This is a genomic window from Ligilactobacillus sp. ESL1201 (genome assembly GCF_058503265.1).
This window is the reverse complement of sequence record NZ_CP196362.1, coordinates 1,463,397-1,478,898: the sequence shown is the minus strand read 5'-3', so window position 1 is coordinate 1,478,898 and position 15,502 is coordinate 1,463,397. Positions and strand designations below refer to the sequence as shown.

Below are 15,502 nucleotides of genomic sequence, written 5' to 3'. Positions count from 1 at the left end.
TCTTGGTCCCATTTTTAGTCTTTACTTGTGTTCATAATGTGCGATCTCGATCAGATTTTCATCGGGGTCGTGAATGTAGATCGAAGTAATTGCTCCTTCGGCACCGGTTTTGGCGACGGGACCGGCGACGATCTCGACGAAGTAGCTCTTGAGGTGGTTGAGTGTATCTTGTACGTGGTCTTTGGCGACGATGCACAGGTCGGCGCTGCCAGTCGTCGGATGAGCCGCATGTAATTTGACTGCCAATGCATCTTGGCGTAAACGGATCAGTTGGTGGCCGCAGCGTAAGGTATGCGTGTTGTCGTCGCTTTGTTCTTGCAAGACGGGCAGGTCAAATACCTCGTGGTAAAAACGCGTGGCTTGATTTAAGTCACTAACTGGTAAGACAAGGTGGTCGATGCGGCTGATTTTCATGAAAAACGCTCCTTTAAAATAATGTTTTCATCTTAAAGCAAAAAGCAGGTAAATGCAATTCACGGAGTCGGTGCTTGATCTATACGTAGCTTAGGTGGATTTTAAAAATAACATCATAGAATGTTATTGCCATGTGCCGATTTGTTGTCGAGTGATATAATGGCTAAGACACACAAAATAAATGAAGGTGGCAGTTAAATGAGTTTTATTACAGTTAAACACGAATACCGTACTTTTAAAACGGGCGAAACGACGATCACCGCGAACCGGGATCTCAATTTTACCGTCGAGCAGGGTGAATTAGTCGTCATCTTAGGTCCGAGCGGCGCCGGGAAATCGACGTTGTTGAATATTTTAGGCGGAATGGACCATCCGACCAAAGGAGTGGTCGAAGTCGCTGGGACAGATATTGCGCAGTTTAACTCCCAACAGTTGACCCAGTATCGCCGCACCCAGATCGGTTTTGTTTTTCAGTTTTATAACTTAGTGCCTAATTTAACTGCCCGTGAAAACGTGGAGCTGGCTACCGACATTGCGCCTAACGCGTTGGACGTGGACGAAACGCTCAAGCAGGTCGGTTTGCAAAAACGGGCGCGTAATTTTCCGGCTCAGTTATCCGGCGGCGAACAACAGCGGGTCTCAATTGCGCGGGCCTTGGCTAAAAACCCGCAATTGTTGTTATGCGATGAACCGACTGGCGCGCTGGATTACCATACGGGTAAACAGGTCTTAGGTTTGCTACAAAACGCGTGCCGTCAACTGGGACAGACGGTCATCATCGTGACGCATAACTCGGCGATCGCGCAAATGGCCGATAAGGTGATCCACATTAACGACGCGACGGTGCGCCAGATCGAGTTAAACAAACAGCCGTTGCCAGTCGAGCAGATCGAATGGTAGGGGGCGCGAGATGAAAACTTACGTAAAATCAACTTTGCGCGATATCCGTTTTGCCAAGGGCCGTTTTATCGCGATCACTTTGATCATTTTGATGGGGGTACTGACCTTTGTTGGTGTTAAAAGTGTGGGTCCGGACCTAACGCAAACGGCACAAAATGCACTCACCGCCAGCAACATGTCGGACTTACAGGTGGTTTCGACGGCGGGATGGACGAAAGCAGACCAACGAGCGGTCGCACAGTTGCCCGGTGTGCAAGCGGAAATGACCCAGGGTTTTGCCTACCACGAAAAAAAGCAGCAAAAAAATTTGCAGGTCACTTCGTTTAACAAAACAACACGACAAAATCGGTTGCGCGTAGTTAAAGGCCACCTGCCGCGAAAAGCTAATGAAGTAGTCGTCGACGCCATTTTGGCGCACGCCTATCCCGTGAATTCCACGCTGAAGATTACCGACCAGCAGTTAAAACGGCGCACATTTAAGGTAGTTGGTCACGTGCAGTCGCCGCTGTACATCGAAAATAGCGAGCGGGGCAACACGACCGTAGGCGACGGGCAGCTAGCGGGTTTTGTCATGGTACCCCACCAGAATTTTCGGGGCCAGACCTACGCGCAACTGTACTTAACTTTTGCTGACTTAAAAAAGCAGACTTATTCGTCGGCTACTTACAAAAAGAAGTTGAACCGTCATTTAACGCAGGTGCAGCGGGTGTTAAACAGGCGTAAAGACGCGCGTCAACGAGAATTGAGTCGTCAAGTCGCCACCCAAATTGCACCTAAACAACAGCAATTAGCGTTGCAGGTACAACAGTTGGGGCAAAATAAACAGCGGGTTCAACAGGCCATGCAACTAACGCCCACACAACCTCAGTTACAAGCACAGCTGCAGCAACTAACAACGGCGCAACAAAAATTGACTGCGGCTCAGCAGAAATTAACGCAGGCAGCACAGGTCAAGCGGCCGACCTATTTGTATAATAAACGCAGTGACCTGCCGGGATTTAACGACTATGCGAGTTTGGCCGACAGGATCGACGCGATCGCAAACGTCTTTCCCGTGTTCTTCTTTTTTATCGCCATTCTGATCACCTTTACGACGATGACACGGATGGTCAACGAAAATCGGCGCGAGATCGGGACGCTATTATCGTTGGGGTATCGTAAAAGCGAAGTAATCGTCAAATACCTGATCTACGCCTTATTGACGGCCTTTTTGGGGAGCTTTTTAGGCGTAGTGTTGGGAACTAAACTGTTGCCACCGGTGGTCTTTATGCTGACGGGGCAGACGTATATTTTCACCAGCTACGTTTCGCAGTATGCGTGGGGCGCGATCGGCATTGCGACGGTGGCCGCGCTGATCGCTACGCTGGGTTCGGCGTTATTAGTTTTAAGTCGGGACTTGCGCGAAGCTCCGTTAGACTTGCTGGTTCAGCAGTCTCCTAAGGCGGGAAAACGCATTTTGGTGGAACGGATCACGCCGTTGTGGCGTAAGTTGAGTTTTACCCATAAGATCACGGCCCGCAACCTGTTTCGCTATAAGTCGCGGATGATCTTAACTATCTTGGGGATCGCAGGTTGTACGGGATTGATGCTAGCGGGATTTGGTCTCAAGGATTCGATCGCGGCGCCGGGTCCGCAACAGTACGGACAGCTGGATAAGTACCAAATTTTAGCAACGTTTAAAGACAACGTGAACGCGGCGCACCAAAATCGTGTGGGCAAACTGTTGAATAAACAACACCAGGTCAAAAGTTTCCTGCCGGTATACAGCACTCAGGTCACTTTCAGGCAAAAGGAAACGACTAATCAAACCGTAACGTTAACGGCAGTCAAAAATGCACGTAGCTTGCAGCCTTATATTGCGTTGCAAAACGGACAACAGCAGGTAAAATTGCCGCACACAGGGATCCTACTTAGCAAGAGGTTAGCGCAAGTTTATCACGTTAAACGTGGCGGGCACGTGACGTTTACCAGCGAAAACGGACAGAAGTACCGCGCAAAAGTGGCGGGGATCGTGGATAATTATGTCGGTCACAATGCATACCTGAGCAAAAATTATTACCAGCAACTGACACACAAAACTCCGCGGGCTAACACTTATTTAGTACGAACGACGCAGCAAAATAAAAAGCAACGGCGCGCGTTATCGACGCAGTTAATGGCGACGGGGCAACTGGTAAATACGACGTTCACGCAGACGTTGCGGGCTAAGATAGTCAGTGCGATCAACGGGATCGGTGTGATCGTGTTGATCTTTATCGTGTTATCGGGGACGTTGGCGTTTGTCGTTTTGTATAACCTGACTAACATCAACATCGCGGAAAGAAAACGGGAACTGGCGACATTTAAGGTCTTAGGCTTTTTTGATAAAGAAGTTACGATGATGATCGTGCGCGAAAACATTATTTTTACAGTATTAGGGATCGTATTTGGCTTTGCGGTCGGCATCGTGTTGACGTGGTTTATCTTGTACTATGCATCCAGCGATTCGCTGGTCTTTCCGCTGGTGATCGGCTGGCCGGGCTACGTGTGTTCGGCGCTACTGACGGCACTTTTTTCGGTGATCGTGATGGTAGTGACGCATTTCAAGTTGCAAAAAATCGACATGATCGGAGCACTGAATGCGAGCGAATAAAAAGAGCGAAGTGAGACGTTTAGGAGTTGAGCACTAGCCTAGGCAGTGGTAAATTGCGAAGTTTAGCAATTTGCCAGTGACGTAGCTAGGCACAGACTCCTGTCTCACGAAGCTCGACTATAAAACAGGGTGTAGTGAAGCGGTTAAAGACTGAGTACTAACGGGTTGTGACAGCCAGCTGTGAGTTACGGCTGGCTGTCAAAGTTGTTAGGCGCAAGGCTTTGCTTCACGGAGCTTGACTAAGAAACAAGAAGTCTCAACATCCCACCGCAAAAAAAAGACGGAGCGATTTTGCTACTCCGTCTTTTTTCGTGTTCAATTGTATTGTTTAATCCGTGAAATTGTCGCTCTCAACATCTTGCAAGAATTGTTTTAGGTGAGCGAAGTAAACGGGCGCGTTATCGACCATGTGGTGATGACCGCCATTTGGCGTGGTGACAAACCGTGCGTGCGGGATGGTTGCAGCCATCCGCTTGCCTGCAGCTAACGGCATGGATTCGTGTTCGCCGTACGTGATCAAAGTTGGGACTTGAATGCGGTGAATGTCGGCGCGCCGGTCCCAGCCCTTCAATTTGCCGGTAACGACGAATTCGTTGTCCCCCTGAAAATAGTTGTAGACTTGAACGCCCATCGTTGAGGTAAGGTGACTGATAGCCGGTGGCTGCTTGCGGTCGATATAGCCGCGGTTGAGGCGGTCGATCAGTTCTTCATAATGTTCGTTGAAGTCGTTTTTAGCCTCGCAGTCTTTGAGATAAGTCAGTTCGTCTGCGCTAAATTCACGTTCACGAATGGCGTTGATATTATCGACGTATTCGGCGATGTTATCGGTCATGCTCGAGATGATGATCCCTTTTAAGTGAGTCGGGTATTTTAAGGCGTATTCTTGAACCAACGCGCCGCCCCAGGATTGACCGATCAGGTAAAATTGGTCGAGACCTAGTTTTTGGCGGACTTCTTCGACTTCATCGACGAAATAAGACATTTGCATAAAATGGTGATTTTCCGGCAGCGAGAAGTCGGGTTGATCGGAATACCACGAGCCTAATTGGTCGTACATGCTGACTTGGACGTTTAAGTCGGCTAATTGGGCGGCAAAATTTTCGTAGTATTCGTGGTTGCCGCCGGGTCCGCCGTGTAAGCAGAGTAATTGAATGTCACCACCGAGGTTATCGGTACGACTCCAGAGGTGGTAGCCGTTTTTTAAAGTCAAAATAGTAGTTCCAGCGTGCATAAAAAGACCAGCTTTCTAAATAAAATGTTTACTATAATGATACCATATTTTGAAATTCGCTATTGACAAATACACACCCAGACATTAAACTGAATAGCAAAGTTAAGAAAGTAATTAAAATACTGTGAAGAGATGAGTAAGGTGTGGGACCTGTCAGAGAGCTTGCGGTCGGTGAAAGCAAGTCGGGAAGCTGCCTGAAGATGGTCTTGGAGTAAATGAAAGCAAGCTAAAGGTGAACTTTAACTGGATGACAGCCATTACCCTGTTGCTGGATTAACAGCATGGAGCCGAATTTTTTTCGGAAAACCAAGGTGGTACCGCGTTTACTCGCCCTTGAATTTTCAAGGGCGAGTTTTTTAGTTAAAGTAAAGTTGATTGCACATTTAAGAGCAGTGTTAATACGAATTATTAGTGTTAAACGGGCCAGCGCCGTTATCCGCTAGACCTAATAGGTTAGTAAGGCCTGGCGTGTAAATGTCAGGTGATTTCAGAATGGTACCGCGTATCCTCGCTTCTGTTTTAGACAGGAGTGGGGATTTTTATTTACAGAAAGGAAGAGCATAGATGACAAAATTAGCAATTATTACGGGAGCAGGACAAGGAATCGGTAAAGCAGCGGCACGAAGATTAGCGCAAGACGGATATGCGATCGCTGTGGCTGATATTAATAAGGAAACGGGAGCGCAGGTAGCAAAAAATTTGACTGCAGCCGGTTACCAAGCGAAATTTTATGAAGTCGATGTTGCCGCCCGTGACCAAGTTTTTGCGTTGGTCAAACAAGCCGTAGCAGATCTTGGTGAGTTAGCCGTTTACGTAAATAATGCAGGTGTCGCCTTTATCGCGTCGATCATCGATTCACAACCAGAACAGATCAAACGGTTGTTGGAAGTTAATTTAGGGGGAACGTACTGGGGCATTCAAGCGGCAGCCACGCAATTTAAACGGCAAGGACATGGCGGGCGGATCGTCAACGCGGCCTCGCTAGCGGGTGTCGAAGCCTCGGCGCTGCAAAGTGCCTATTCGGTTTCTAAATTTGGTATCCGGGCGCTGACCCAAGCGGCGGCTAAAGAACTGGCGGCCGACCAGATCACGGTCAACGCGTATAATCCGGGGATCGTGCGCACACCGATGCGCGATGCGATCGATCAGACGACGGCGAAGATCAAAAACTGCACGGTGCCCGAACAACAGGCAAACGTTTTACAAGAGATCGCTTTGGGCAGAGAAGCGCGTCCTGAAGATGTCGCCGAAGTGATCGCGTGGTTTGCGTCGCCGGCGGCGGGTTACATCACAGGACAATCATTACTAGTCGATGGTGGGATGAAATTTGTTTAGTCAATCATAAAAGAGGTGGGTATCAGTGGAAAAACCGATCATTGATCTACAACATATCAAGGTGGAGTTTCAAACTAAAAAAGGAACGGTGAAAGCCATCTCCGACGTTTCACTGCAAGTTGAACAAGGCGACATTTACGGTATCGTGGGCTATTCCGGCGCGGGAAAAAGCACGCTGGTGCGCGTGATCAATTTGTTACAAAAACCAACGGCGGGTTCCGTGATCGTTAATGGTCAAGACCTACAACAATTAAAGCCCCAGCAGTTACGCCAGGTGCGCAAAAAAGTGGGGATGATCTTTCAGCAGTTTAACTTGTTAAACTCCCGTACGGTGTTAAATAACGTCGAATACCCGTTGTTAGGCGAAAAGATCAGTAAAAAAGAGCGGCGGCACAAGGCACTGGAGTTATTGAAGTTAGTCGGACTAGAAGAATTTGCGCAGGCCTATCCGGATTCACTGTCGGGTGGGCAAAAACAACGCGTGGCGATTGCTCGGGCATTAGCTAACGACCCGCAAATTTTGATTTCAGACGAAGCGACCAGTGCGCTAGACCCGCAGACGACCGACGCGATTTTGAAATTACTGCAACGCCTTAACCAAGAGCTAGGGTTGACGGTGATCTTGATCACCCACGAGATGCAAGTCATTAAAGCAATTTGCCAGCAGATGGCGGTAATGAAAAACGGCGAGATCATCGAACGCGGCCCGGTGACTAAGGTCTTTTCTCAGCCGCAACAAAGTTTGACGCAAGACTTTGTCGAAGCCTCGGCCAACGTCACGCAGATGAAAGAACAGATCAAAGAAGACCACCTGATCGCTAAACTGCAAGCAAATGAGCGGCTAGTCTACCTGCGTTTTTCCGGACAAGCGACGGGTAAGGCAGAAATTTCGGAGTTGACCGCACAGTTTGGTGTCCGGGCCAATATTTTATTTGCCAATATTGAACGCGTGGGGAAGATTTCTTTAGGACACATGCTGGTGATCCTCAGTGGCAGTCAGGTTGAAGAGGGGATCGCTTATTTAAAGGAAAGCGGCGTTAACGTGTTAGACGTCGCACAGGAATGGAGGCAACAAGATGCTGACTAGTTTATTTCCTAACGTGGCGCAACTGTGGCCGCAATTCGTGCAGTCTGTGTGGGAAACTTTGTATATGACGTTTTGGTCCGCGTTAGTTGCGGGCGTACTCGGGATCGGCACGGGAGTTTTTTTGGTAGTCACACAGCCGGGAGGGATCGACGAGGACCCGGTGTTTTACAGTTTTTTGGATAAAGTAGTTAATATTTTGCGGTCGGTACCGTTTATCATCTTGCTGGCGGTGATCGCGCCGGTCACCAAATACATCGTGGGGACGACGGTCGGCACGGCGGCGGCGCTAGTACCACTGATCATCGGGATCTTTCCGTTTTACGCCCGTCAGATCCAAAATGCGCTGTTAAGTATTGAACCGTCGGTGATCGAAGCGGCGACGGCGATGGGGTCGAGCAAACTAGCAATTATTTTTCGGATTTATTTAAGAGAATGTTTGCCGGACATCATTCGTGCATCGGTGGTGACGATCATCAGTTTGATCGGGTTGACGACGATGGCTGGGGCGATCGGTTCGGGCGGACTAGGAGATATTGCAATCAGTACGGGGTACGCGCGCTTTGAAAACGACGTGACGGTAGCGGCACTGTTAGTGATATTGGTATTGGTATTTATCGTGCAGATCCTAGGAGACTGGCTAGCGAAAAAAGTGGAGCATATGTAAAACAGAGCGCAGTGAAGCGGGTAAAGCCCGAGCACTAACGGACTTTGACAATGAGCCGTGGGCTGCGGCTAGTTGTCAAAGTTGTTAGGCGCAAGACTGTGCTTCACGGAGCTCGACTAAGAACAGAGTGTAACCAGCCGTTTAGCCGCCACAGGATAAGCTAGAACAAGTGTAAGTCCCGAACTTGGACTTATACTTGGGCGTACTTAGACAGGTGGCGGCTGACTGGTGGAACTCGACTAATAAAACAGAGCGCAGTGAGACGATTAGGAGTTGAGCACTAGCCTAGGCAGCTACAAGTTGCCAGGGGTTGGCAAGTTGTAGTTGACGTAGCTAGGCACAGACTCCTGTCTCACGGAGCTCGACTAAAAAGAAGGATGCGCAGCGTGCTGCTTTGAATAGCTCGACTAAAAAACAGAGCATAGCAAAGCGGTTAGCAATTGAGCACTAGCCTAGGCAGTGGTAAATTGCTGGGTTGGCAATTTGCCAGTGACATAGCTAGGCGGAGATTGCTGCTTTGAATAGCTCGACTAAGAAAATGAAAAGAACTCGCATAAGTCCCACAATTTAATCCAAGAAGGTGACGAGATGAAAATTAGAAACTGGCTGATCTTTGGCGGTAGTTTGGTAGTTTTGGTGTTGGCGGCGGTCGGCATTCACACGGTCAATACGCTCGGACAAAATGCGCAGACTAAGGAAGTGACGATTGGCTCGCAGGGAACTGATTATGAAGTCTGGCAACACATTGCTAAATCGCCACAGGCGCGTAAGATGCATTTGAAGATCACGGTCAAGCAGATCACGGATGGTGTACAGCTCAACAACGCGACGGCGCAAAATAACGTCAACGTCAATGCCTACCAGTCGTATGAATATATGGTAGCTTATAATCACGAAAATCCGAAAAATCAGTTGGCGGCGTTGGGAACGACGTACTTGGAGCCGATGGGCCTTTATTCGGACAAGTATCATTCGCTCAAACAGCTGCCCAACGGTGCAACGATCGCGATCGCCAATAACCCGTCGAACGCGGCGCGCGGATTGTTGTTGCTGCAAAGTGCAGGGCTGATCACGCTGAAAAAGGATTTTGGCATTTTGGGAACGACTAACGACATTGTCGCTAACCCGCGGCACTTGAAATTCAAACCGGTGGAAGACACGACGATCCCCCGCTTTTTGAACAGCGTGGACGCGGCCATCATTTCTAACACGGTAGCAACGCAGGCTAAGATGAATGTTTTGCGGGATTCTCTGTTCCACGAGAAGTTGGGCAAGGCAACTAAAAACAACATCAATATTTTGGTGACGGCTAAGGCCAATAAGGATAACCCGACATACAAAAAGCTGGTCACGCTGTACCACGACCCGCAGATCCAGCAATTTATCAAGCAAAAATACCACGGCACTAAGATCGAGGTCAAAAAGCCATTGTCGTATTTGAAAGCAAAATAATAATTTACCCCCGCAGCAGGATGACGGTTGTGGGGGTGAATTTTGTGTTAACGAAGAGTATACTGGGGCCGAATGGGGGGACACTGAAATGGCTGATAAAAATGATCAAAAAATGAACGATCCTACACAAAAAAAGAACCCTTTTAAGGATCCAGAATTTATTGCTGAACATAAAAATATGTGGCAAAAAGAAGAGTGTGGGAATTCTTTGTTTGATAGTGAACTATGTTGAAGTAGATGGGTATGTTAATTCACTTCAATTTTTTACGTATGATTTTAGAAAACGACATATTCGTAAAGTAGGGTTACTATCATCAGTCGAATTTATAAAAGCTAAGCAGAGTTTATTAAATGTGATTGAGTAAAAATTTAAGGAGTATTTAAAGGGATAGCTAACAATTTATGCCATCTACATGGGGAGGTGAGCTACGTGGCTAATATGCAACTAATCCATGATTTTGCTGTTAAATGGTGTGACAGATTTCGCAATCAAACTATCAACTATAAAGAGTTAGCCGGTCATTTTCTGGCAGATGATTGTGCCGCTCTGGGGTTTAAGATGGATAAGGGCCATGAGTTTTCTGCTAAGTACGGACAGGCAGTCAGTGACTATGAGCAACTGGATAAAATTATTGATGATGTTACAGATGTTTTTTTGCTGGGTTCAGCAATTTACTCTCGTTGGGCTGATTTTAATCACGGGGTATCTGAACCAACAGAAATTTTGCACGCGGATAATCGTTCGTGGTTTATTCTAGCACTGAGTCGCTTGGCTTTACTCACTGGAAAGAATCCCTTTATTTTTCAGGGAACGCTTAAAACGGTCCGATTGGTGTCAAATATTGTCTGTCATGGTGCAATCTCAGAGCCCAAAAAAGAAGTGGAACAACACCTGACTATCGATAACGAAGGACAAGTGGATTTTGCGGGTTACTGTATGTGTAATGATAAGTTAGCTGAGACACGGAGTAAAAGTTTTAGAGTGAAAAAGACGGCTATGAATAAACTATTCGGTGCCTTCACGGCTTATTTTGGTAATGAGTATACTGAAATTTTAGCCACGGACACGGGAAATTGGGTCATGGAACTGGTCAATACCCAGGGAACTACCTTTAAGTTTCGGGGTTCGCTTTGTGTAAATTTTGATTACGATAACTTGTCTGATTTTGTGCGTGAAGTAGTTGGAATGAATGACCTGTACGTTTTTGACGGTGACTATCAGGAAGACGATCCCATTACCAAAATCACGTTGGACTATCAGCGGGTAACGGAATTTGCAACCAAACGAGCAGGGCAAACTATCGTCTGGGATTATGCAGAACAGCTAGTTATTGACAGAACAGCGGGAGCTCTTGAATATCAGCGGGTGATCGGTTCGGGTTGTAAGATCACTCATAAGTACGAAAATCAGGATGGAATTGAAAATTTACTTAAAAGTCTAGCGGCAAAGGATTTATTTTCCTATGTCAAAGGTGATCCTGCTGATGTGATCGTTTCGCCTAATGACACTAGGAATTATCGCATTACTATTGATTACCGCAAAAATCCACAGCGAGTTATTACTGGTAATTATGATAAAAATGGTTTACCGCAAGATTTTGCGGCTTTTGCGAAGAAGATAGCTGATTTTATCCAATTTTATGGGGTGGGAGAAATGCTTGATCCTGCTGTTTACGGTAAAGTTAAACGGCGACAATCAGACTATATTTTTTGCAGCGTGACTTTTGCTGAAGGAGATAAGCAGTATTATTATTTGACGGACGATGACAGTATTGAGGTGGGAGACTTTGTGTTAGTGCCCGCTGGCAAGGATAATCATGAAGCCATCGTGAAGGTAGTGAGGATCGAATACTGCAGCGCTGAAAATGCGCCGTTACCCGTTGCAATTACTAAAAAAATCATTCGTAAGTGTATGGATGAGGATTTTGAGATCTACTGATCTATAAATATAACGGCAAGTTTGTTCGCTTGATTGACACCGGTTTGCATGCGGATTTTTAAATGAAATAAAGTGCTCTACGACCGTTAGTTTTGGTTGGCTAACAATCGTAGGGCACTTCATTATATTTTCACTTTTTTAATACGGTCTGTCTCCATCGGTATTGGGCTGGTTGATCCCGACGCTCGCACGGTTGTCGCGGGTCGGGTCGGTGATTAATTGCATAATGTAATCGGCAATGCTTGCTCGCGAGATGATCGTTCCCTTAAACGGCGTTCCTTTTGGCGTAGTTTCGTAATCAACGCGCCGGTCGTTGTTCATGTAAGCGGCACGGATGATCGTGTAGTTTAACGCCGAATCTTCGATGATCTTAGCAGCTCTTCTGGTGTCGTCCATCACGGGCGTGCCGATGCTTGCTTCTACCCAGCGTCCAAATTCACCGGGGACTTCGTGGTATAAGCCGAGCCCCGTGACGTAGATCAAACGCTCGACTTGGGCTGCTTGCATTGCGCGTACGATGTTTTTAGCCATGGGCTCGAACCTGCCGCCAAGATTGGCGTAGACGATGTCTTGTCCCGTGATGGCTTGCAGCAAAGTGTCGTAATCGTTGACGTCACCTTCAACGACTTGTTCGCGTGCAGGATCGACGTCTGTGATCCGTGCTGCATGACGTAAGTAAAGCGTTAGTTGCGCGTCGGTTTCAGCTAGCAAACGTTGGCGCACGAGCCGCGCGATTTGCCCGTGAGCACCTAAAATAATAATTTTTTGCATGATCTGACCTCCATTCACTAAGAGTATAATTCTTAAAGTTAACTTGAAGTCAAGTGGAAGATTTTTATTTTTAAAAGAGCAAAAGGCAAAAAACTGCTGCACTCGCCGGTCATCGACGTAAGGTGCAGCAGTTTTTAGCAATAAAATTAATTTGATTTTACACACTTACCGGCCAGCCAAAAAGAAAATAGGTAGTTGGCCGCAAAAATTACGATCGTTAATAATAGCAATAGTAGCAATGTGATTAATTTTAGCTGATAGGTGCCAATAGAATGATAAATCAGCCAGCTGATCACGATCCCCGTGATTAGTGCGGAGCCGGTGGCGGGGACGTAGTGGTGCAGGTACAAACTAGAAAGACAATGGAAGATGCAGTGCAAGACGTAAAAGCACATGACGCCGACGTAAAGCGTGATTCCAATATGATTAGCGGCTAAACAGGACAGTCCAAAAAGTAGCAGGTACTCTTCAACGACCATTAAACTAAATTGCCTTAAGTTAACGTCATCTGCTTTAGCGATTATTTTTTTAAACGGACTAGGTACTTGTTTTAAGACGAGCTGTTTATTTTGCATTAGCCAGTGGTGCCCGTAAATGATCTCTTCAAATTCGTGTACCATAAACAAGCCCATAAATATTAACGTATCCCAGTAGATCACGTGAAATTCCCCCAATTATACTTCTAACCAACAATCTTTTAAGTCTAGCGTGTACGTGACTTTTTCGTTGCCACGCACCGTCATGACCATGTCGGTGGCATAGATAATAAGCCCGAGTTGGTGGCCTGCTGGTAGTTGGTAAAATGTTGGTTGCAAATCAAATTCGACGGGATAAAACTGGCCGGCAACTAGTTCATCGACTTGCCACGGGTGCTGGCGGTTTTGCAAGTTAATGTGTCCTTTGGTGATCATGTCAAACGGCGTTTTCTTTTTGGCTAAACAGATTTCTTTGAGGTCATCCTCCCTAAAATGCCAGCCGTACTGAATAGCTTGGCGTTCTAAGATCCGGGGACTTTTTTCTAAGCGTTTAGCCGTGCCGTAATCGACGAGTTGGACCGATAACAAGCCGTGATCTAAGCTGCAAGCGACGCTGACGTGTAACCGCGGGGCACCGCGCAGCCAGGTGGCAGTACTTAACGGTTTACTTTTAAATACCAGCCGGTTTTTGGCTAACGGCGAGTCGGCTGCTAGCAGTTCGTGTTGCCATAAGCGAATGTCGTGGCGGTACCGGTCAAACTGAGCCGCGGGCAAATGGTCGCTAAAAGTCAGCGGCTGAGCGGCAGTCGTTTGTGTACTTGTCAGTTTGTTTGGAGCTAGGAATAGTTTTTGCGGTCCTTTTTCTTGCCACTGTGAGTAGCTGTGCCAGTTTTCTGCTTGGACGTTATCTTGTACTAACACGGCTGGTAAAATTTCGTCCGCGTGATTTTCAACGCCGTAGAGTTTATAACTGAGCCAGAGGTTCATCATTTCGCTAAAGTCCAACGAACGGAGGTTATTGATGTAAATGTGTTGTCCTTGATGCAAGATCAGTTTAGTCGTGACGGGCAGCTTTTGTAGTGCTTGGTATAGCTGATAAACGTTGCGCAATTTGACGTTCCAGTCGTTTAAACCGTGGACTAAGACGACGTCACACTTAATATTGTTGATGTCTTTTAAATAATTACGGGCGTCCCAAAAATGGTTGTAATTACCGCTGTTACGGTCTTGTCCCGCCGTGATCTGTGCTAGTTGGCGGTTAAATTCCGGTGCGATGCGCTGGTAGTCTGCGCCGTCTAATTCACGACTAAAGCATTCCTCGGCTAACACGTCGGCATCTTCGCCGGGAAAACCGCCGGGAGCGATCACTAGGCCGTTGTCGCGGTAGTAATCGTACCAGTTGGAAATGGCGGCCTCGGCGATGATCGTTTTGAGTCCGGCGACTCCTGTCGTAGCCGCAGCTGTAGCTAACGTTCCTAAATACGATTTGCCGGTCATGGCGACGGCTTGGTTGCACCACCACGCTTTGATCTCAGTTTGAGAGTTGGGAGAAATAAAAGCGGGGCGTTTGCCGGTCAGCCATTCGATCACGGCGCTGGTCGAGGCCGTCTCTGCGGGGTCTCCGCAAGTCCTGGTCCCCTGTGAGCCGCGGGTACCAATTCCCGCGCAGTAGACGGCCGCGAAACCACGAGCTAGTAAGTAATCGTTTAAAGAATAGGAGGCTTCGCGGTTAAAGGTTTCACTGGCTTCCTTGGTTTCTCCCGTAATTTTGCGGGCGGCCGGTGGCGTAGCGGGTGTTTCGTTAAACTGAATAGCGGTATAAGTCGCAGTAGTCGGTTGTTTATGTTGCAAGGTCACGTCGACATTATGAGTCAACTGTTCGCCTTTAATATCATTAGTCCCTTGATTATAAGGACTGGCCGTGTAAACGACCGGAACTTTTAAGCCGGCATTAGTTTCGGCAGGACGAATGACCTCGACTTTGAGCAGGTCGCGTTCGCCGTCGTGGTCGGTGTCCAAGTCACTTTCGACGTAGACGACTTCACGCACTAATTTGCTGGTAACAAAAACCGGCTGGGCTTTGCCATTGAAAAATAACGGCTTTTGGTCCAATGGTAGGTTTTGTAGCGGGACAAAATAGCCTTTAGCTGCCACCATGTCGAGTAGTGTCTGACCAAATTTTCCCCGGGTATTTAACAAATCGTACCACGCACCGATCAGGTCTTTGACCGTTTCAATTTGGGAATGATAGAGTAAGTTGAATTTAGCCATCGCCGCTAGGGGAGCAGTGACGTCGAAGTCAGTCGTGCAGGTAAATCCGAGTAACTGCAACGCCACGGTATAAAAGGCGGCGGCGTCGACGGTCTTTTGGGTGGTAAACTGGTAGACGTCTTGGGTAGGGGTGGCTAACAAAGTGGTGATCATTGCTTGTTTGGCAGCTTTTGTTTGGGCTTGGGGAAAACTCTTCGCTAGAAAAGACAGCCACAGTGAGTTAAGGTCCATTTCAGGCGTGACTAACTGTTCTAGAAACAAGATATCTTGCAGTTCCGCGATTTGTTGCCGGTAAGAAACGGGTATGCGGGAAAATTGATTAAATTTCAT

The 15,502-nt window shown here is 47.4% G+C and carries 12 protein-coding genes, 1 pseudogene and 1 other annotated feature; of the genes and pseudogenes, 8 read left to right on the top strand and 5 right to left on the bottom strand.

Annotated elements, in window-relative coordinates; all coding sequences use genetic code 11:
• Positions 1 to 21: 21 nt before the first annotated feature.
• Entirely contained in the window at positions 22 to 414 is a 393-nt protein-coding gene (locus ACSYSK_RS07340) for a VOC family protein (RefSeq protein ID WP_491714494.1), read from the bottom strand.
• A gap of 198 nt (positions 415 to 612) precedes the next feature.
• On the opposite strand from ACSYSK_RS07340, the pseudogene ACSYSK_RS07335 reads away from it, so the two are divergent.
• Positions 613 to 1,122 (top strand): annotated as a pseudogene (locus tag ACSYSK_RS07335) (ABC transporter ATP-binding protein); the annotation flags it as partial.
• Between the two features lie 202 nt (positions 1,123 to 1,324).
• Positions 1,325 to 3,946, top strand: a complete 2,622-nt coding sequence (locus tag ACSYSK_RS07330; protein ID WP_491714493.1) for an ABC transporter permease — start codon at positions 1,325 to 1,327, stop codon at positions 3,944 to 3,946.
• Positions 3,947 to 4,274: 328 nt separating this feature from the next.
• Here the strand turns inward: ACSYSK_RS07330 and ACSYSK_RS07325 are convergent, their stop codons facing one another.
• Positions 4,275 to 5,177, bottom strand: a complete 903-nt coding sequence (locus ACSYSK_RS07325; RefSeq protein ID WP_491714492.1) for a proline iminopeptidase-family hydrolase — start codon at positions 5,175 to 5,177, stop codon at positions 4,275 to 4,277.
• Positions 5,178 to 5,292: 115 nt separating this feature from the next.
• Positions 5,293 to 5,515 (top strand) — a binding site (T-box leader).
• Between the two features lie 226 nt (positions 5,516 to 5,741).
• On the opposite strand from ACSYSK_RS07325, the gene ACSYSK_RS07320 reads away from it, so the two are divergent.
• The 6 genes from ACSYSK_RS07320 to ACSYSK_RS07295 all read left to right on the top strand — a co-directional run bounded on the left by ACSYSK_RS07320 (position 5,742) and on the right by ACSYSK_RS07295 (position 11,654).
• Positions 5,742 to 6,512 carry an acetoin reductase gene (locus ACSYSK_RS07320; protein WP_491714491.1) on the top strand — a complete coding sequence of 257 codons (771 nt, stop codon included), beginning with the start codon at positions 5,742 to 5,744 and terminating at the stop codon, positions 6,510 to 6,512.
• A gap of 25 nt (positions 6,513 to 6,537) precedes the next feature.
• Positions 6,538 to 7,599 carry a methionine ABC transporter ATP-binding protein gene (locus ACSYSK_RS07315; protein WP_491714490.1) on the top strand — a complete coding sequence of 354 codons (1,062 nt, stop codon included), beginning with the start codon at positions 6,538 to 6,540 and terminating at the stop codon, positions 7,597 to 7,599.
• Complete coding sequence (locus ACSYSK_RS07310; protein ID WP_491714489.1) at positions 7,589 to 8,263, top strand: methionine ABC transporter permease; 675 nt, start codon at positions 7,589 to 7,591, stop codon at positions 8,261 to 8,263. Before ACSYSK_RS07315 ends, ACSYSK_RS07310 begins: the two co-directional genes overlap by 11 nt.
• 588 nt (positions 8,264 to 8,851) lie before the next feature.
• Positions 8,852 to 9,715 (top strand): MetQ/NlpA family ABC transporter substrate-binding protein, encoded by an 864-nt coding sequence (locus tag ACSYSK_RS07305; RefSeq protein WP_491714488.1) that lies wholly within the window; start codon positions 8,852 to 8,854, stop codon positions 9,713 to 9,715.
• Between the two features lie 88 nt (positions 9,716 to 9,803).
• Positions 9,804 to 9,947, top strand: a complete 144-nt coding sequence (locus ACSYSK_RS07300; protein ID WP_491714487.1) for a hypothetical protein — start codon at positions 9,804 to 9,806, stop codon at positions 9,945 to 9,947.
• 198 nt (positions 9,948 to 10,145) lie between these two features.
• Positions 10,146 to 11,654 carry a hypothetical protein gene (locus ACSYSK_RS07295; RefSeq protein ID WP_491714486.1) on the top strand — a complete coding sequence of 503 codons (1,509 nt, stop codon included), beginning with the start codon at positions 10,146 to 10,148 and terminating at the stop codon, positions 11,652 to 11,654.
• Positions 11,655 to 11,792: 138 nt separating this feature from the next.
• Here ACSYSK_RS07295 and ACSYSK_RS07290 read toward each other — a convergent pair whose 3' ends face one another.
• The 3 genes from ACSYSK_RS07290 to ACSYSK_RS07280 form a co-directional block, all read right to left on the bottom strand.
• Positions 11,793 to 12,425 (bottom strand): NAD(P)H-binding protein, encoded by a 633-nt coding sequence (locus tag ACSYSK_RS07290; protein ID WP_491714485.1) that lies wholly within the window; start codon positions 12,423 to 12,425, stop codon positions 11,793 to 11,795.
• A 146-nt stretch (positions 12,426 to 12,571) separates the two neighbouring features.
• Positions 12,572 to 13,084, bottom strand: coding sequence for an HXXEE domain-containing protein (locus ACSYSK_RS07285; RefSeq protein ID WP_491714484.1), 513 nt, complete (start codon positions 13,082 to 13,084; stop codon positions 12,572 to 12,574).
• Positions 13,085 to 13,099: 15 nt separating this feature from the next.
• Positions 13,100 to 15,502: a Xaa-Pro dipeptidyl-peptidase gene (locus ACSYSK_RS07280; RefSeq protein ID WP_491714483.1), complete on the bottom strand. Its 2,403-nt coding sequence runs from the start codon at positions 15,500 to 15,502 to the stop codon at positions 13,100 to 13,102.